This is a genomic window from Psychrobacter pygoscelis, assembly GCF_004335015.1.
Taxonomy (GTDB): Bacteria; Pseudomonadota; Gammaproteobacteria; order Pseudomonadales; family Moraxellaceae; genus Psychrobacter; species Psychrobacter pygoscelis.
Genome location: NZ_RQRU01000002.1, coordinates 529,291 through 547,550 on the forward strand (window position 1 = coordinate 529,291; position 18,260 = coordinate 547,550).

12 protein-coding genes are annotated in these 18,260 nt (G+C 44.9%); 4 read left to right on the forward strand and 8 right to left on the reverse strand.

Annotated features, from left to right (window positions below):
* Positions 1-8 precede the first annotated feature (8 nt).
* The 7 genes from EGV92_RS06955 to ppk2 form a co-directional block, all read right to left on the reverse strand.
* Positions 9-2,315 carry an FdhF/YdeP family oxidoreductase gene (locus EGV92_RS06955; protein WP_131668493.1) on the reverse strand — a complete coding sequence of 769 codons (2,307 nt, stop codon included), beginning with the start codon at positions 2,313-2,315 and terminating at the stop codon, positions 9-11.
* Between the two features lie 257 nt (positions 2,316-2,572).
* Positions 2,573-3,178, reverse strand: coding sequence for a HupE/UreJ family protein (locus EGV92_RS06960; RefSeq protein WP_131668494.1), 606 nt, complete (start codon positions 3,176-3,178; stop codon positions 2,573-2,575).
* A gap of 453 nt (positions 3,179-3,631) precedes the next feature.
* Positions 3,632-4,435, reverse strand: a complete 804-nt coding sequence (locus EGV92_RS06965) for an acetyl-CoA carboxylase carboxyltransferase subunit alpha (RefSeq protein ID WP_131668495.1) — start codon at positions 4,433-4,435, stop codon at positions 3,632-3,634.
* Between the two features lie 173 nt (positions 4,436-4,608).
* Complete coding sequence (ppx, locus tag EGV92_RS06970; RefSeq protein WP_131668496.1) at positions 4,609-6,132, reverse strand: exopolyphosphatase; 1,524 nt, start codon at positions 6,130-6,132, stop codon at positions 4,609-4,611.
* A 624-nt stretch (positions 6,133-6,756) separates the two neighbouring features.
* Positions 6,757-8,064, reverse strand: coding sequence for a glutamate-1-semialdehyde 2,1-aminomutase (gene hemL, locus EGV92_RS06975; RefSeq protein WP_131668497.1), 1,308 nt, complete (start codon positions 8,062-8,064; stop codon positions 6,757-6,759).
* A 1,021-nt stretch (positions 8,065-9,085) separates the two neighbouring features.
* Positions 9,086-10,093 (reverse strand): phosphate ABC transporter substrate-binding protein PstS, encoded by a 1,008-nt coding sequence (pstS, locus tag EGV92_RS06980; protein ID WP_131668498.1) that lies wholly within the window; start codon positions 10,091-10,093, stop codon positions 9,086-9,088.
* A 308-nt stretch (positions 10,094-10,401) separates the two neighbouring features.
* Positions 10,402-11,514: a polyphosphate kinase 2 gene (ppk2, locus tag EGV92_RS06985; protein WP_131668499.1), complete on the reverse strand. Its 1,113-nt coding sequence runs from the start codon at positions 11,512-11,514 to the stop codon at positions 10,402-10,404.
* Positions 11,515-12,147: 633 nt separating this feature from the next.
* On the opposite strand from ppk2, the gene EGV92_RS06990 reads away from it, so the two are divergent.
* Entirely contained in the window at positions 12,148-12,300 is a 153-nt protein-coding gene (locus EGV92_RS06990) for a hypothetical protein (protein WP_165525577.1), read from the forward strand.
* Positions 12,301-12,753: 453 nt separating this feature from the next.
* Complete coding sequence (locus tag EGV92_RS06995; protein WP_131668501.1) at positions 12,754-13,632, forward strand: DegV family protein; 879 nt, start codon at positions 12,754-12,756, stop codon at positions 13,630-13,632.
* A gap of 377 nt (positions 13,633-14,009) precedes the next feature.
* On the opposite strand, the gene EGV92_RS07000 is transcribed toward EGV92_RS06995, so the two are convergent.
* A complete protein-coding gene (locus tag EGV92_RS07000; protein WP_131668502.1) occupies positions 14,010-14,369 on the reverse strand; it encodes a zinc ribbon domain-containing protein YjdM in 360 nt (119 codons plus the stop codon).
* 359 nt (positions 14,370-14,728) lie between these two features.
* On the opposite strand from EGV92_RS07000, the gene ygfZ reads away from it, so the two are divergent.
* Positions 14,729-15,466, forward strand: a complete 738-nt coding sequence (ygfZ, locus tag EGV92_RS07005) for a CAF17-like 4Fe-4S cluster assembly/insertion protein YgfZ (protein ID WP_423227905.1) — start codon at positions 14,729-14,731, stop codon at positions 15,464-15,466.
* A 113-nt stretch (positions 15,467-15,579) separates the two neighbouring features.
* Positions 15,580-16,917 carry a D-amino acid dehydrogenase gene (locus EGV92_RS07010; protein ID WP_131668504.1) on the forward strand — a complete coding sequence of 446 codons (1,338 nt, stop codon included), beginning with the start codon at positions 15,580-15,582 and terminating at the stop codon, positions 16,915-16,917.
* Positions 16,918-18,260: the final 1,343 nt, after the last annotated feature.

Sequence of the window (18,260 nt, forward strand, 5' to 3'; positions counted from 1 at the left end):
GAGCGAGGTTAAGCAGCAGCTGAACCTACTTTCTCTAGCACCACATTTAAGGACTTGTATGCAGGCGTTCTTGAATCCGGAGCATGGGTATCAAGATCGATTAAGTCGTTACATTCGGGGTAATAAGCAGCGACCGCATTGGCCGCGATATCCATCTCTGATAGGATTAATGGTCCGAGCACGCGTTGCTGCTGCTTACTGTCTTGACGCGTCACCATAATCTGATCGCCAACTTGCCAGCCCATACGTTTGATCTCATCAGGATGCATAAACAAAACGTCACGCCGACTGGTATGGCGGTAACGATCTTCATAGCCAAAGATAGTGGTATTGAACTGATCATGGCTGCGTACGGTAGTCAATTGCCAGTGACTCTCACTACTCGTGCCGCCAGCATAATTAGCGCTGTCTGATAGCTGCGCCTGTCCATAAGTAATGGGATATTGCGGCACCACAAACTCTGCCTTGCCGCTCTTCGTGTGCCACTGACGTACGCGAGCAGGATGGAACAAATGAAACCCTCGCGGCGCCGCTTGCAAGCGTTGATTAAAATCTTCAAAGCCGCTGATAGCTTTGGCTATATAATCACGGGTAAGATTAAAATCCTCGGCCATGGCTTGCCAAGGAATATGACCATCAAGTGACCTATCCTCAGTGAATAGATGAGTGGCTATATCAGCGATAATTTGTGCGTCTGACTTGAGGGCATCACTAATAGGCGCCAGTCTGCCTTGTGTCGGTACGATCTGACACATAGAGTCTTCTATAGTAGCAAACTGAACACCTTTGGCCGTCGTCAGCTTTTCGGTACGGCTCAGACTCGGTAATATAATATTGTTTGCACCTGGGTGGAGCATCGTCTCATTCAGCTTGGTTCCTACAAATACATTGAGCTTAGTCTGCGTTAGCGCCTGCTGAATTGATTTGCAATCTGGCGCGGCCATAGAGTAGTTACCGCCCAAGCCCATAAATACTTTGATTTTGCCATCAATGAGCGCCTTAGCACCTTGCACGACATCAAAGCCATGCTCTCTTGGCATCGGCTGCTTAAATACCTTCTCTAAATTATCCAAAAAGCTTTGACTAGGCCGCTCATGAATACCCATAGTACGGTCGCCTTGGACATTGGAGTGACCACGAACTGGCGACGCTCCTGCCCCTTCGACGCCAATCATGCCCATCAATAGCAGCAAGTTGGTAATCATAGCGACATTGTCTTCACCTTGAACGTGTTGGGTGATGCCCATACCCCAAGTACAAATGGTCGCAGGACTAGCAGCGACGAGCGTTGCTAAGGTAATAATTTGCGCTTTATCGATACCACTGCCTTGCTCGATGTCTGCCCATGACTGCTGCTCAAGCCAAGCCTCTAGCGCTGTAAAATGGGCGGTATGAGTGCTAATGAAGTCTGTATTGATATGATCATTGGCGACCAGCCATTTAGCCACACCCGTGAGTAGAGCCGCGTCACCCCCAATGCGAATTTGCACGACCTCATCGACCATTTTGTCGCTTTGCGAAGCCACCATATGCAGGGGCTTTTGCGGATTTCTAAATTTGAACAAGGCTTGTTCACGCATGGGGTTAATAGAGATGATCCGGCAGCCTTGATGATGAGAGTGGGCCAGCATCTCTAGCATTCGTGGATGATTGGTTGCAGGGTTTTGACCGAACAATAAGATGAGCTTAGCGCGCGAAAAGTCCTCTAAGGTTACGGTAGCTTTACCTATACCCAGCTGCTTAGCTAGCATCACCGAAGTCGGCTCATGGCACATATTAGAGCAATCGGGCATGTTATTGGTACCAAAGCTGCGCACCATAAGTTGAAATAAAAAAGCAGGCTCATTAGTGATACGCCCTGAGGTATAAAACATCGCCTCATTAGGATTATCTAACTGCTGTAAGTTCTGAGCGATACACTGATAGGCTTCTTCCCACGTGATGGGCACATAGCGGTCTTGTGCGCTATCATAGCGAAGCGGCTCAGACAGACGTCCAGCATGCTCTAACTGATACCCCGACCACTTTTGAAGTTCTTTGAGCGAATGTTGGGCAAAAAAATCGGCGTCAGCTCTAGTCGCCATAGTCTCACTAGCGACGACCTTGATACCATTTTCACACATATCAATCGTCTTTGGACTTTTGTGATCCGGCCAAGCACAGCCAGGGCAATCAAAGCCACCCTCAGGCTGATTGCCCCGTAGGACACTTCGGCTACCGCGAGCAACGGCATTGAACGACATAAGTTTTCGTGCTGATGAAGCAAGGGCAGGCCAACCAGCAGCAGGATGATTATAAACAGGAATTTTGCGCATAGCAGACCTCAGCTTGGCGGGACAGTCACGAATTAGTGGTCTAAATCCACCTTTATTATTTATCCCTTCTTAGAATAGTGATGCACAGATAAGACTACTGGCATCAGAAGAACTATATTATAAAAACTTCAGCTTATTAACGACAGCCTAAATTACCAAATCTAACATTAGGTCAGTTTTATCAATAACCCCTTATCCAAGCCAATGAGCTAACATGCATTGAGCATATCTTGGCTTAAATAGGAGTGAGAACTCTACTAGCTTAGTAGCAAAGCACTGACCCCGATTACCGCTAGAGCCTTCTCAATCCAGTGATGACGCTGCAAAGCAGCTGGCAGGTTCTGAAGGATAATCTGACCAAAGCCGTAACCCACGATATAGAGGATAGTCATCGCTGTAACCATACCCGCCATAAAGCCAATTGCTGACGCATTAGTGGGAATCTCCATACCATGAGCAATACCATGAAAAACAGCCAGACCACCAGCGATGGTCAGTAGCATAAACCGCTTACTCTGAAATAATAATGCAGCGGTAATAACGACTGAAGCCATGATACCTATCTCGATAAATACTGAGGTAAATTCAAAACTAATCCCAGCGATGAAGCCCACTATAAGCATAGCGATCAGTACGACCGCGCCCCACAGCCCCCCAAATTTAATATCGCGAGAGAATAATAATCCTAAGCCAAAGGCCAGTAGCATATGGTCAAGACCGCCATAAGGATGCATTATCCCAGCTTCAAATCCAGCAAAGCTACCGGTAGCCAGGCTACCTGAGTGAGCCATCGCAGTCGTTGCCATCATCGTTAATAAAGACATACCTGCTGCGCCTCCTACTCTAATTAATATCTGATTCACTGACGTTCCTTATTATAGTATTTAGTAATTTTAGTTCTAAGTAGCTTTTAATATTAGCCAACACCTAGTGGCTAATAGATATCACTCTGATTGCTTAATTAATAACAAATCATGGTTAAGTTATTAAGATTTAATCTCATCTTATAACTTTATGGGAGTAATAAACAGGTTTTAGTGACTTAACTGGCTTCATGAGCGGTCAATCGCCTTTATTAGCCACAGAATAGCTATAGATTTTTATCATCTACCGCCTGATTTTATTGCAGCGCAAGGCAATTAGCAGAAGATTAAAGAGTCAGTTAGAAAGAAAGAAATTAACAATGAGGTGAAAAAAGTTAGGTGGGAGTTAGTAGGTAGAGAGATTAGTAGGTAGGAAGAGAAGCATTAATATAAGCACTTACGGCAAGTAGGACTGACTATTCAAGCCAGTCCCAGCCTCAAGATAACGTCAACTTAACCCACGAGTGCTACTTTGGAGTCAAAGCTTTTTAGACGCGCGTAGCGCTGCTCTAGTAAGGTCTCGGTGTCAAGTTGATTCAGCTCATCTAGCTGCTGAGTAAGAAGGGTCTTTAGACGAGTCATAACTGGCTTAGGGTCGATGTGCGCGCCTTTACCTTCATCAATCACCGCATTCACTAATCCCATCTGATAGAGATTATCGGCATTGAGTTTAAGGGCGTCACTAGCGTCAGAGGCTTTTTCGGCGGTCTTCCAAAGAATGGATGCGCAGCCCTCGGGTGAGATGACTGAATAGATACTATTTTGCAGCATATTAACACGATCACCGACCCCTATCGCTAACGCTCCACCTGAGCCACCCTCGCCGATGACAGTAGCAATAATAGGCGTCTTAAGACTAGAGAATACAGCGATACTATCAGCAATAGCCTGTGCCTGACCACGCTCCTCTGCGCCAACACCGGGGTAAGCACCTTGGGTGTCAATAAAAGTCAGCACCGGAATATTAAAGCGCTCGGCCATCCTCACCAAACGGATCACTTTGCGATAGCCTTCTGGGTTCGCCATACCAAAATTATGCGCGATACGCTCACGAGTACTGTGACCTCGATGCTGACCGATCAGCATGACTGGGCGATTATCCAGTCGTGCAAGCCCACCAATAATGGCCTTATCATCAGCATAGGCGCGGTCGCCATGCAAGATATCAAACTCGCTAAACAGCTGATTGGCATAGTCCATAAATAAAGGACGCTTGGCATGTCGTGCTAATTGGACGCTTTCCCAGACTGAGCTCATAGGTAATCCTGACTGTCTATCTAACTATCAAAGGCATTAAAATAATAACGGCCAATCATTATTGACCAGTAATTCAAACTAAGTATACAGATGTAAACTTAATCTTGCTATCGTCGCATAATCGCTAGTAACTTGCAATAGCTCAATTTAATGACTGACCACCGAGCTTAAGATTATTGCCCGTCAGAGTCAGTGACTACTTCAAGCTGAATATGCCATTTGGCAAATTGCTCAACCTCGTCATTTAGGTCGGACAACAGTAATGGATAGTCTTCGCTATCGGCGTCAATAGTAATTCGCCAGTGCTGCTCATCGGCAAGCTCTAAATTGATGACTGGCCGCTCAGAGTCGCTGCGGCTATGATGAGCAAGTACTGCCAGACGCAGTAGTAAACAGAGATAAACCAGACTAAGGCCACCAATCATCTTGGCTTGAACGAAGCCGTCAGATTTTAGCTTGCGGCGATGGTTCAGTACCAACTGCGACATGCGGAGCTGGTCGACCTGAGAGAACCCAGGAACGTCTGAATGCTCAAGTAAATAGGCACTGTGCCGATGATAGCCACTATGACTAATCGCCAAACCGATCTCGTGCAAAAAAGCAGCACGGCGCAGTAAATCATCGTCTTCACCATTGAGCCCTAACCGGTGCTGAACCTGCTCAAACAAACTATGGCTAGACTTAACCACACGATCAGCTTGACGCTTGTCGACTGAATAACGCTGGATAAGGGCGTGAACACTGCGATCGCGGACATCTTCGCTAGCAAAGCGGCCTAGCATGTCATACATCACCCCTTCACGTAGCGCCCCGTCTGAATAAGTAATAGTATCGATACCAAGGACTTTCATAATGGCCAGTAGCACCGCTACTCCAGCTGGAAACACAGCCTTACGGTGCTCTTTGACACCTTCAAGCTCGATATCTTCGACGCTGCCTATCTTAACAAGCAGCTTCTCAAGAGACTTAACGCCTTGATAAGTAATGCGCTCTTGTTCATCTGCCCAGCCTTGAGCAACGAGGACGTTGCGCACCGCCTTAATAGTGCCACTAGAGCCAATGACACTGCTCCAACCCGTCTTTTGGTACTGACCGCTAATCGCTAATATCTCTTTTCGTGCGGCAGCGATGGCTTTGTCAAAAGCCTTTTCGCTAATGTCGCCATCCTCAAAGTAGCTTTTGGTAAAGGCCACGCAGCCCATTTGTAGACTTTCGGTCAATATCGGCTCAAACTCCTGACCGATAATAAACTCGGTAGAACCACCGCCGATATCGATGACCAAACGCTTGTCACTACTGGCATTGGTGTGTGAAACGCCCAAATAAATAAGCCGAGCTTCTTCTCGGCCGGCAATAATTTCAATGGGCTTGGGCAAAATGTCATTGGCACGCTTGATAAACTCATCCGCATTTTTGGCTTGCCGCAGGGCATTAGTAGCGACGATACGCAGACGGTCTGCCGATACAGACTCAAGCCTTCCCACGAATCGGCTTAAACAGTCTAGACCGCGCTGCTGCGCCTCTTCACTTAAGATGTTGTTGTCATCTAATCCCGCGGCCAATTGGACCTTTTCGGACATTGAGGCGACTTTTCGAACTTCGCTATGGTCAAGACGAGCAATGGCTAAATGAAAGCTATTTGAGCCAATATCAATGGCCGCCATGAGTTCGTTATTGGCTAAAAAGTTGGTCGGCATAATAGTTGTTTATTACCCAAGGTTAAATGAAGTGAAACTTAATCGAAAGGCTATAGATATAGCGTCTATAAACTTGGCTCATTAAAGCACTTATGCCAAAAAGTGGCAAGGTTATCAAGGTAGATTCGCCTAACAAAGAACTTATTATGATCAAACTCATTAGCGCTACTGAGCAGTGGTGCTATCGATTAAAACGTATGATTGGTCGATGTTGTGGTTTAATCATTGAAAACGTCACAGATGGGTCAATGGGGTATGGCTGTACTTGCTAGCGGACTCGCTGTTGAGCTTATTTATCATACCCTATCTCTTAACCCATTAGCCTCGTCGTTGATTGAGACGTTAGACTTTGAGACTTTAGACTGATAGTAGAAAGCCGACAACCCTAAAGTCGTCGGCTACGCACATCAGTAATTATGGCTCTAACAAGCTATCGTAAGTTCATTATAAAAATGATACAGCGGTACTGGGATGAATTTTTCACAGCCTCTATCGACGGGTCCGCAGCAAGCCAGAAAAACTTGTAGCAGCTCCGCCTCACATTACGATGACTTTATTTGGACTTGACTGTAATACATAAGCCTTCATAAACCATAACTTATTAAGACATTTGACACTTAGCCGCTACTTTTGGTTAGCTGCCATCTCTTCAAATATTTCATCTGCCGCTTTGATGGTCGCATCTAAGTCTTCAGTCGTATGCTTAGACGACATAAAGCCAGCTTCATAAGCAGATGGCGCAAGATAAACGCCGCGCTCAAGCATGCCATGGAAGAAGGTATTAAAGGCATCCATATCGCAGTGCGTCACGTCATCGAAGTTTTGCGGTGTGGCAGTGCCAGCATCTTTCACAAAGAACATACCTAGCATACCGCCAAGCTTATTAGTGCGCAGATGGATACCATGTTTGTCTGCAGCAGCTTGGATACCATCGATTAAATAATCCACCTTGCTTGCTAGCTTATCGTAAAAGCCATCGACGGTTAAGTCTTCAAACATGGCGATACCAGCGCGCATGGCCAGCGGGTTACCTGACAGTGTTCCTGCTTGATAGACGCCGCCCATTGGAGCGATACACTCCATAATGTCGCGCTTGCCACCGAAGGCACCGACAGGTAGGCCCGCACCGATAATCTTACCAAAGCAAGTCAAGTCCGGTTCGATACCAAAGTGTGCTTGCGCACCGCCAAGACCAACACGGAAGCCGGTCATGACCTCATCAAATATTAGAACCGCACCGCCTTTAGTGCACTCGGCACGTAAGGTGTCGTGAAAGTCTTGCGTCGGAATGACCATATTCATGTTGCCCGCAATAGGCTCAACGATGACACAAGCAATCTGCTCGCCCCACTTCTCAAAGCAGTCTTTAATGGCTTGTGGGTCGTTGTATGGCAAAGTAATGGTGTGCTTGGCAAAGTCGGCTGGCACGCCTTTGGAGGTCGGCTCACCGATATCGAGCATGCCCGACCCTGCTTTGACCAGCAGGCTGTCAGAGTGCCCATGATAGCAGCCCTCGAATTTGACGATTTTATCACGGCCTGTATAGCCACGCGCTAAGCGAATCGCACTCATCGTCGCTTCAGTACCTGAGCTGGTCATGCGAATCATATCGACACTAGGCACGATATCACAGATGATATCAGCGACCGTCGTCTCAAACGATGTCGGTGCGCCAAAGCTTAGACCATCGTCAGCTGCCTTTTTGACCGCATCAATTACTTTGGGATGCGCGTGACCCAAAATCATCGGCCCCCACGAGCCAACATAGTCGATATAGGCATTGTCTTCAGTGTCATAAATCTTGCTGCCTGCCGCCCTTTGAATAAATACTGGCGTACCACCAACCCCTGCAAAGGCGCGAACGGGCGAGTTAACGCCGCCGGGGATGTGTTTTTTGGCTTGGGCAAAGAGTTGTTGGTTTTTGCTGCTCATATAGTTTCCTGAGTTTATTAATAATAGTGAATTTTGAACTTATTTTCTAATAACGATAAACAATAATTGATTGAATAGTAATTAGCCACCTACCGACTTTGAGGGGTAATAGCAGCGATTAATTGTGCTTTTAGTCAAATTTTCTCAAGGCTTAACTTCATTTCTAGCTTGGATGCTGCGAATCCAAATCTCTCACAGGCTCGAACAGCAGGGCTATTATCAGCATAAACATCAAGATAGCCACGTCGTTCATGCTTTAGGGAAGGCTTTGAGCGACGACTCTACGCATAACTTGTAGCAACAATAATACTGTCTAATATCTGCCCTACCAGCAATCTGCTATCCTCTTCAAACGTCAGTTTTTAAGTCGCAGTAATAGGCACCTTGGCGATTTTATCGCCGGATTAAATGGTCGCTCTGCCTCAATAGCCTTTTGCTCCAAGGCTAGTAACGCATCGAGGTCGGCAACTTGAGACTCTCTTATTATTGGGTCATCTAAAGCCATCAAAATTCCTAATTTAGACTGACGCTAGAGCACCATATACGGCTCATTACTAAGCTGGCGAAGTATTAGTATTACCAAATCATCACATTTGGCTCAGAGACAATCAAGATATTAAATATTATAGCGCTTATTCGCAGTCACATAAATTTCAATCACTAAATGCTACGACTTCTGTTAAATACTTATACACAAGTGCCCTCCTCCCACCTGCAAATTGTTGTTTTTCAATGCGGACTAGTTGATAAAGAAACATTAGTTTAGAGCGCTAAGAGAGATGGCTGTAGTGCATCAGAGGATTAGAGAATTAGAGATACAAGTCAATCGCGCCTAGAGAAATTAGGAAAAATATAAGCCTTGGTCAGCCGAGTTCGAATTGTGGTCTTAGAGTTTTAATAATAAACAGTCACAAAATATTCGCCATAAAAAAACAGCCACCTTTTTGGTGACTGTCAGCAAATCTACTTTAATTAATATTCTTAGTTAATTATTTATTGTTTTAATTAAGCCGTGAGCGACTTAGTGAATGTTTTTCCACTCTTGACGAATGGCGGCTTTGGTCTGATTCGGCAGCGGTACAAAGTCTAGCTTCTTCGCGGCGGCATCACCATTATTGAATGCCCAATCAAAGAATTTAAGCGCCTCTTGGCTGGCGGTAGCGTCTTTGGCATCTTTATGCATTAAGATAAAAGTCGCGGCTGAGATCGGCCAAGCTTTTGCGTCTGGCTGATTGGTAATCATAAGTGAGAAGCCAGGCACACGAGTCCAGTCGACTTTCGCTGCAGCGGCAAAGGTGTCGTCAGATGGCTTAACATAGTTACCGGCGCGGTTTTTAAGCTGCGTGTAAGCTAGGTTGTTTTGCTTGGCATAAGCATACTCGACGTAGCCGATAGAGTTGTTGACGCGGCTGACATAGTTGGTCACGCCTTCATTGCCTTTACCGCCCATGCCAGTCGCCATTGTTGGCCACTTAATCGACTTATTCACCCCAACTTTACCTTTCCACGTTGGTGAGACTTGGCTCAGATAGTTGGTAAAGACATAAGTCGTCCCAGAGCCGTCTGAGCGAAAGATAGTGGTGATTTTCTCGTTGGGCAGTCGCAGCGTAGGGTTAAGACGGGCAATCGCAGGATCATTCCAACGCTTGATTTTACCCAGATAGATATCGGCCAGCACATCACCCGTCAAGCGCATTTTACCCGGACCTACGCCATTTATATTAACGATTGGCACGACGCCACCGATGACCATAGGAAACTGAACCAAACCGTGCTTACGAAGATCGCTGGCGCTCATAGGCGCATCTGAAGCACCAAAATCTACGGTCTTAGCCAGAATCTGCTTGATACCGCCTGATGAGCCGATAGATTGATAATTAATTCTATTGCCCGTTGCTTTATTGTAGTCGCTGGCCCACTGTGAGTAGACAGGCTTAGGAAAAGAGGCACCTGCCCCAGTCACTGTCGCTGCACTGGCAGAGACACTACACAAGATACCGACAGCTAACGTTGCGATCATACGCTTCATGGTTTAATCCTTAAATAATTTATTGTTCATTGATGAGTAATTATTGACGAGACGCTAATTCAACTGAAGAATAGTTTTTGAGGTATTATTTAGTTAGATTAAACAGTTTTAAAGCTACACGGATATGACCAAAGCATGTCAGTTCTATGAAATATGGACCAATGAACTAATCCAATTTTTTTTATTATTGTGTAATAAAAAAACCACTCAAACATGGTTTGAGTGGTTAAAACTTTAAGTGATTAAAACATTGTATCTAAGCGAAAAGTATTAAACCGCTATAACAATATTAATAATTTGATTAATAATTATACAACCGCCAACTCTTCTTTTTCGCCTAGCTCATATAATGCGCCTGCGCGTCCAACGATAAGCGGATCGACATTGCCCACTTGTTTTTGATCTTTGTTCTCATACGGAAGCTTGTTAAGCACATAGCGCATGGCATTTAAGCGCGCGCGTTTTTTACAGTCCGACTTAATCACAATCCAAGGCGATTCGGCGGTATCTGTGTTATAAAACATCGCCTCTTTCGCTAGCGTATAGTCATCCCACTTATCCAGTGACGCCATATCAATAGGCGACAGTTTCCACTGCTTTAATGGGTGAGCTTCACGCTGAGCAAAGCGGCGACGCTGCTCATCACGGCTGACTGAAAACCAGAACTTAATCAAATGAATACCCGAATCTATCAAGTGCTTCTCAAACTCCGGCACTTGCTTCATAAAAATCTCATATTCGGTGTCGGTACAGAAGCCCATAACCCGCTCAACGCCTGCACGGTTGTACCAAGAGCGATCAAACATCACCATCTCGCCTCGCGTCGGCAAGTGCTGGATATAGCGCTGGAAATACCATTGTCCTAGCTCTTGCTCAGTGGGCTTTTCAAGTGCGATAACTTTCGCGCCACGAGGGTTTAAGTGCTCCATAAAGCGCTTAATAGTACCGCCTTTACCCGCAGCATCACGCCCTTCAAAGACGATGACTACTTTTTGTCCCGTATTACGAACCCAGCGCTGAAGCTTTAATAACTCAACTTGCAAATGATACTTTTGCTTTTCATAGTTTTTGCGAGACAAGCGGTTTTTATACGGATAGCCGCCCTCGCGCCAGTTATCTGATAACTCATCGTCTTTTTTACTGCCCGTTTTGACTTGATTGGCAAGCGCATGTTTGGCAAATAGATCTTTGAGCTTAACCAAGTCATCTGGTGAAGCATCATGAATAAGAGCCTGTAGATGCTCGGAGATGCCATCAATATTGCCCTCAGACAGATCCTTTAACAGCACCTCATCAATGACTTCTTTGGTCTTGACCCGAGAGCCTGCTTTCTTCTTTTTTGTCTCGTATTTTTCGATGCCCTTTTCATCTTGGACATATTCATCAGCTACATGCTCAGTCTTACTTGCCTTCTTTGCCATCTAGTACTCCTTAACAGTCTGTGCTTACTAAGCCCTTACCATCTATAAGGGTTTCTTTAACTCAACTATAGCCAATCAATGCACCGATAACAACCTAAATCCTGTGGTTATCAGGATTAACTGTAGTATTAGCGTTCAAAAATCGTACTTGCTTAACCTATCATAATGGCATTTAATAAGGGTATTAAACGGCCTAAATTTGCTTTCGCGTGCTTGGGGATAGTTTAGGCAGCTGCTGCTATTTTTTAGCTTTTAATCAGTGATTTTTTATGCTTCTCTCCTGTAACTTTTCACTTGATACTGAATTTGTCCTATCATTATGCTATTAACTTTCAGTTAACACTCAATAGTCCCTAGCCCCCTTCTTTTATTGCCTCAGCTTGACTTGCCCTAGTTATCCTCTCAGCAAAATATCTTTACTGATTACATTTTGTCGTCTCAGTACAACCTTATACCTATAACCGACTGACCTCATGATTTAGTAAACATCACTAAATCATCTTTTAGCGCAGCTGTAATAGAACCTTTCCTTAACTCTAGTAACAGTGGTTAGCATTATGGCTGGTATTGTTATTAGTCCCTCATCTTTTGGACAGAGTAGCGGGTATAAATTTATTGGCTAGCAGTCACGAGATGACTGAGGTGGGCGTAAGTTTATGTGAGCAAGGCTATAAAGAAGTTTTTATCACCGTGCTGTCGTTAGCCAATCATGGGCTAACAGGGGCGGGTTTATGTGTCTTTTCGGCAAAAGTGCCGTATGCCGCTCAACAGTGCAAGCAAGTGTAACGGTCAGCTATACCTAATTTGAATCAATCAACTAGTAACCTTGTACACGCTGCACCGTACTGCACCAACCGATAAGCAACACAGTAATCCAAAAAAGTGGCTCAAGCTTCTAGACGCTTTGGGAGAGGGTAGAAGCTCTGCATATAGCGCCGGCCACTAAAAGCAATGACATTGATTGCCACAACTTAGAATGATAAATATAGTATATTTTAATTATTTTAATATAATTAAAAATAAAAACTTAACATAGTGCTCTTTGGTATGGCTAATTTAACCTAGATTTATTGCAGCGTCGCTAAGAGAAGTTGCACGGCCTTAGGGATATCGTGGTGTCAAGGTATTAAACTTCTACTCATGAGTCATCAAGTTACATTAGAAATCGGTTAAAAATAGGTTATAAAATATAATCAATCATATAATCATTCGTTATACATTCTAGGGAATAAAGTCGACATGAGCCGTATTGTAATTTGTACTTCCTCTTCTGGCCTCGGTAATATTGACGTTAAAACCAATATTCAGCTGATACCTATGCGACTTTTTGTCAATAATGTCGAATTTATTGATAATAAAAACATTACTCAGGATCGTTTGATAAAGATCATGTCAGACGCTGCTTGTTCAGCCGTCCATACGTCGCCAGCGCCCGAAGAAGAAGTCGATGCCCTATTCACCCGACTTTATGAGCAGGGTTATAAAGAAGTCTTTGTTTGTACTACTTCTTCTAAATTAAGTGAGAGCTACGCCATCACTAAAAAAGTGGCGCAACGCTTTCAAGATCGTATGCATATCTATGTTTATGATTGTAAAGAGCTTAATATATGCGAGGCAATGCTAGCGTTAGAAGCTGAGCATTTGCTAGAGCAAGGCGAGAGTATGTCAGATATTGCCATGCGCTTAGATGATCTGCGCGCAAGTCATAAAATGCTCTTTGCTATCGACACCTTGTCCACGCTTATTAAAAATAAGAAATTGTCAGCTACCGCTGGTTTCTTTGCTAATATCTTCAATATTAAGCCTGTGCTCAAGATGACTGAGGCGGGCGAGCTAATCGCTATTAACAAAATTCGTAAGCTAGAAAGAGCGCTTGATTATATCGTTGAAGATTTTGCTGAGAGCTTACAAAGAGCTGATACCTTCTCGTATGTCCTCACAATGGGTCGTTCAGATATTGATAACTATCTGCTGGACCTAATCAAACGCCGTACTGGTCTACAAAAGATACCCGTGTTGCCCGTATCGAACATCTCTATGGGCAATACAGGGCCAACTGGCGTCGGCTTATGTGTGTTTGAGGGTAAAATTCCATACGCAGCGCAGCTTTTCCAGTAGTTAAGCATAGCAATCCTGCGCTCTTTTAATACGAGTGCGTGACCACTGGTTAATCGGATACTTGCTATAACTAAGGTTTGGTCAGTCTGGTTAGGCTCTGGCCATAATCTGGCTTAGTTTGGCGTACATTCATACTAAGGATTTCAATCCCATGTAAATCAATGATAATAGATAAGCCGTTAGCCAATAATAAAAGGTGCCCTAGATGGACACCTTTTTATATTTATATTGTTTAAGCAGTCACTCAATGGTGCTAAGAGCATAAGATAGCTTGCAACAAGCGCCAGCCGCTAATCATACTCAGTCAAGCCTCGGCACTTAGATGTGCATATCCACCATTCTAGGCGCACTCAACCATCCTAGGCGTACTAAACGCTCTATGCCTTTTTGACCACTGATGATTTAAGCTTCATAGCACCGAAGCCATCGACCTTGCAGTCAATATCATGATCATCTGGCGCATCATGCAGCAGGCGAATACTTTTAACTTTGGTACCTACTTTAATCGGTGTCGATGAGCCTTTGACCTTCAGATCTTTGATGACTGTTACCGCATCGCCATCTTGAAGCTCATTGCCGACAGCGTCACGGATGACGGCTTGTTCTTCTGACGCGCCATTGCCATCGGCAGCAGCTTCGGCTGGGTTCCATTCGTGAGCGCACATCGGGCACACCAGTAGCGTGCCATCTTCATAAGTTAAGTCAGAATCACAGTTTGGGCAGTTAGGTAAGCTCATCTTATCCTCAGTATCAGTGTCAGTATTGAATTTTGCGCTATTGTACCGTAATTGACACGCTTTTGACGACCCTAAGATATTGAAAACTTATCCAATCGCCCCTACTTAAAAATCAATCACTTTTACTATTTACTGCTTTTATAGTGAATAAATAGCGTTATACTTTTTAAGCACGGTCACTTTTAAGTCTTGTGACTTGCTGTAATTGCGACTATCCAAACATCGCGACTTTCTAGAAGTGTGACTTTCTAGAAATATGACTCTATAAAACTGTGGCTTTGCCTCGCTAGCCAATATTTACCCTAACGGCTACTAACGCTATAAGACCGAGACCTTAAGGATTTAAGACCATCATGACTATGCCGACTTTTCAGCAAATTACTCTCGAAGGCCAAGACGCTGATACCTTTTTGCAAGGTCAGCTTACCTGTGATGTCAGCAAGCTGGGGTTAAGCTATCAGCCCACTGCTATTGCTAATCTAAAAGGGCGTATCCAATTCGGCATCTGGGTCAAAAAACAGGATGAGAAGCAATTTGACATTGTGGCTAGCAGCGACTGTATGGCAGACTTACTGGCGCATCTAAATAAATTTGGCGCATTTTCCAAATTTACGACCAGCGCAGCTACCGAGGTATATCCTTGTGTGCTCGATGACGACTCAAGTAGTGAGCCGACCTTTAGCCATAGCGATGAGCATTGCGATCCGCAAGCATGGATGGCACGCAGTATCGCCACCGGCAACTATTGGATCACCGCGGCAACCACAGGGTTATTTCAGCCACAAGAGCTGCGCCTGCATCAGCGCGGTGGTGTGGATTATGACAAGGGCTGCTATCTGGGCCAAGAAGTCATCGCCCGCGTCTACTTTAAAGCCGCCCCCAAAGCCTTTTTACACCGTGTCTCAGGCACAGGTAGCACGCCCTTAGCAGGTGAAAGCCTTGATAAAATCCAAGTGGTCAATGCGATTACCAGTCCTGATGACAGTACTCGCTTTGAGGCTCTAGTCGTTGCCCGTCCAGAGCAAATTGCTGATAGCGATCTTACTCTGCTTCAGTTGCCCACAGCGCTGCAAGCCAGCGTGGCTCGTGAACGCTAAAAGCTATATCTAGAAGTATGATCATCAAGGTTATGGCTACGCACGAGACTGTATTAAATGCCCCTTGATGCTACTAAATCCTATGTTATTGAGATTAATTTGTTGAGATTAAGATGACCCATGTTGCTGTGCTAGGCGCCGGCGTAGTTGGCGTGACGACTGCTTGGTATCTACGTCAAGCAGGGTTTGAGGTCACGGTCATAGAGCGTGAATCGCAAGCAGCGATGCAGACCTCATTTGCTAATGGCGGGCAGATTTCGGTCTCACATGCTACCCCTTGGGCCAATCCTGCCACACCACTTAAGGCGCTAAAGTGGCTGTTTAAAGAAGATGCCCCCCTGCTCTTTCGCCTACGCTCAGACAAGGCACAGCTAAGATGGACGATGCAGTTTTTGCAAGAATGTACCGCTCAGCGTGCTGATGCCAATTTGGTACAGATGGTGCACTTAGGGCTGTATTCACGCGCGGCTCTTCAGAGCTTGCGTGCTGAGATTGGCATTGACTACGAGCAGCAGACGCGCGGTATCATGCACTTTTATACCTCTCAAGCCGAGTTTAATGCTGCTATTGCTCCTACTGAGCGCATGCAGGAGCTAGGCTGTGAGAGGTACGTCATTGATATCAATACCGCAGTCGATCTTGAGCCTGCTCTCTATCCTATCGCTCACCAGCTCGTCGGTGCTACTTATACCAGTAAAGATGAATCAGGCAATGCTCATCTCTTTACTCAGCGCCTCGCTAAGCAGTGTCAGCAAGCTGGTGTGCGATTTTTATTCGATACCGAGATAGTGGCCTTAAATCTTGATCAAGCTGCGCCAACCTCCGGCTCATGCCAGTCGCACATTCATAGCCTGACTATTCGCCCTAACGGTGAAGATAGCCAGACTTTTAGTGCAGACAGCTACGTGCTTGCTTTAGGCAGCTATAGCGTAGCTCTGGCCAAGCCACTTGGTATTAATCTGCCTATCTTCCCCGCTAAAGGCTACTCCGCTACTTATCAGGTCAACCCAAAAGCGCCGCATCTTGCTCCCTTTGTCAGTATGATTGATGATGAATTTAAGCTGGTCATGTCTAGACTTGGAGACAAGCTTCGCGTCGCCGGAACAGCCGAATTCAATGGCTTTAATCTGGCGTTAAACCCAGTGCGCTGCGAGGCTATTACCCACCGTATAAAGCAGCTTTTTCCTCGCGGAATTATTGCTGATTCCGTCGACTACTGGACAGGGTTAAGACCGATGACACCTTCTAACGTACCACTTATTGGCCGTGCACATCGCGGCTATATCAAGCATGGCTCTACTAATCCGCAAGCCAGCTTTGATAACTTATGGCTCAATTCAGGTCACGGTACTCTGGGCTGGACACACTCTTGCGGCTCAGCAAAGGCCCTGAGCCTACTGATGCAAGGACAGCGCCCTAAAGTTGATTTTGACTTCGTAGGTGTAGAGTAATAAAGGATATAGAACTGAAGCAATCTAGAGGCTAGGAAGGAGGTAAGCACCCCAAACAACAAAACCGTATAGCCATAAGCCACACGGTTTTTGCTGTTAATGTCCCTATTAGTCATCGCTTAGAAGTTCCATCCTAGAGCATCTAGCGACTCTCAAGCATCCTGCTTTGGTTAATACTACTGAATATAATGAAACAAGCTGAGATTTTAGTTATATTCAGTATAGTGCTTGCATCCTTGCTTCATATCCTCTTAGCAAACTAGATAAGATGATTATGAATGGTACTCTACACAAAGTAATCTTACTTATTTCAAAGTAGGCTTACTTCATATAAGCTTTACCTATTGTCCTTCATTCAGAAGCTTTACCCATGCTAGCTCTAGCTACTTCAGGGCTTAGCCACTCATCCTTGAGTCATCATCCTTGATGCCGTAAAGCTATCATCGCAAATCGAGCGAGCTTTAGTAAGTCGTCAAAGCGTCACTTCGTGTAAGCATATGCTTACATCAATCCACTATAGAATGTTTTGACCGTCTGTCTTAGACTCGTTTGACACATATTATTAGAGACAAAGCTCCAACAACTCCTACCGCACGTTTCTGCTCAAACGTCTGTCACAGACACCTGTCACCAACAACTATCGCCACTAATCAGCACACGCTCAAAGGTTAGTAAGTTTACAACTGCTAGATACAACAAAACCGCATAGCCTTAAGCTATACGGTTTTCGCTGTTATTTCCTTATATCCTATTACAACCGTTGCTCCATCCTAGAGCGTAGCGTAGTAGTTAGGCATCTTGCCCTATGACTATCATCATCCCATGCTGTTGGGGGACAGCTTACTGCTTGGTATCCTTACTTCATGATCTTATATCCGTCTAGACATAACATTCATGACTGGCTACTTGTTAAAGCCTTTCAACTCTAATCAGCCCTCATCCTTAATCTGGAAGCCATACTTTAAAATACATATTTAAAAATACATTCTTTAAAGTTTGACCACTCATCCTTGAGTCATCATCCTTGATGCCGTAAAGCTATCATCGCAAATCGAGCGAGCTTTAGTAAGTGGTCAAAGCGTCACTTCGTGTAAGCATATGCTTACAAACAACGATTAAGGGCGGCTCAATCGCGATTATATCTTATATTCTGTATAGCCTATCGCTGAGTTTCGCTAATAAAATTGCATAAAATATTATTAACCGTTACTTTTAATGGCTCAATTATGTCAATAGATGCACGCCGCAAGATAGAAACTGTTGACCTAGACAAATAACAACTAATCTACTTAAACATTCAATATACAGACAGCGCTCTAACGTGGCGGCATACTTATACCTAG

What these genes read in the sequence shown, in the direction of transcription:
- EGV92_RS06955 (WP_131668493.1), bottom strand. Translation starts at nt 2,315, where the DNA reads ATGCGCAAAATTCCTGTTTATAATCATCCTGCTGCTGGTTGGCCTGCC.
- EGV92_RS06965 (WP_131668495.1), bottom strand. Translation starts at nt 4,435, where the DNA reads ATGAGCTCAGTCTGGGAAAGCGTCCAATTAGCACGACATGCCAAGCGT.
- ppx (WP_131668496.1), bottom strand. Translation starts at nt 6,132, where the DNA reads ATGCCGACCAACTTTTTAGCCAATAACGAACTCATGGCGGCCATTGAT.
- hemL (WP_131668497.1), bottom strand. Translation starts at nt 8,064, where the DNA reads ATGAGCAGCAAAAACCAACAACTCTTTGCCCAAGCCAAAAAACACATC.
- pstS (WP_131668498.1), bottom strand. Translation starts at nt 10,093, where the DNA reads ATGAAGCGTATGATCGCAACGTTAGCTGTCGGTATCTTGTGTAGTGTC.
- ppk2 (WP_131668499.1), bottom strand. Translation starts at nt 11,514, where the DNA reads ATGGCAAAGAAGGCAAGTAAGACTGAGCATGTAGCTGATGAATATGTC.
- EGV92_RS06990 (WP_165525577.1), top strand. Translation starts at nt 12,148, where the DNA reads ATGACTGAGGTGGGCGTAAGTTTATGTGAGCAAGGCTATAAAGAAGTT.
- EGV92_RS06995 (WP_131668501.1), top strand. Translation starts at nt 12,754, where the DNA reads ATGAGCCGTATTGTAATTTGTACTTCCTCTTCTGGCCTCGGTAATATT.
- EGV92_RS07000 (WP_131668502.1), bottom strand. Translation starts at nt 14,369, where the DNA reads ATGAGCTTACCTAACTGCCCAAACTGTGATTCTGACTTAACTTATGAA.
- ygfZ (WP_423227905.1), top strand. Translation starts at nt 14,729, where the DNA reads ATGCCGACTTTTCAGCAAATTACTCTCGAAGGCCAAGACGCTGATACC.
- EGV92_RS07010 (WP_131668504.1), top strand. Translation starts at nt 15,580, where the DNA reads ATGACCCATGTTGCTGTGCTAGGCGCCGGCGTAGTTGGCGTGACGACT.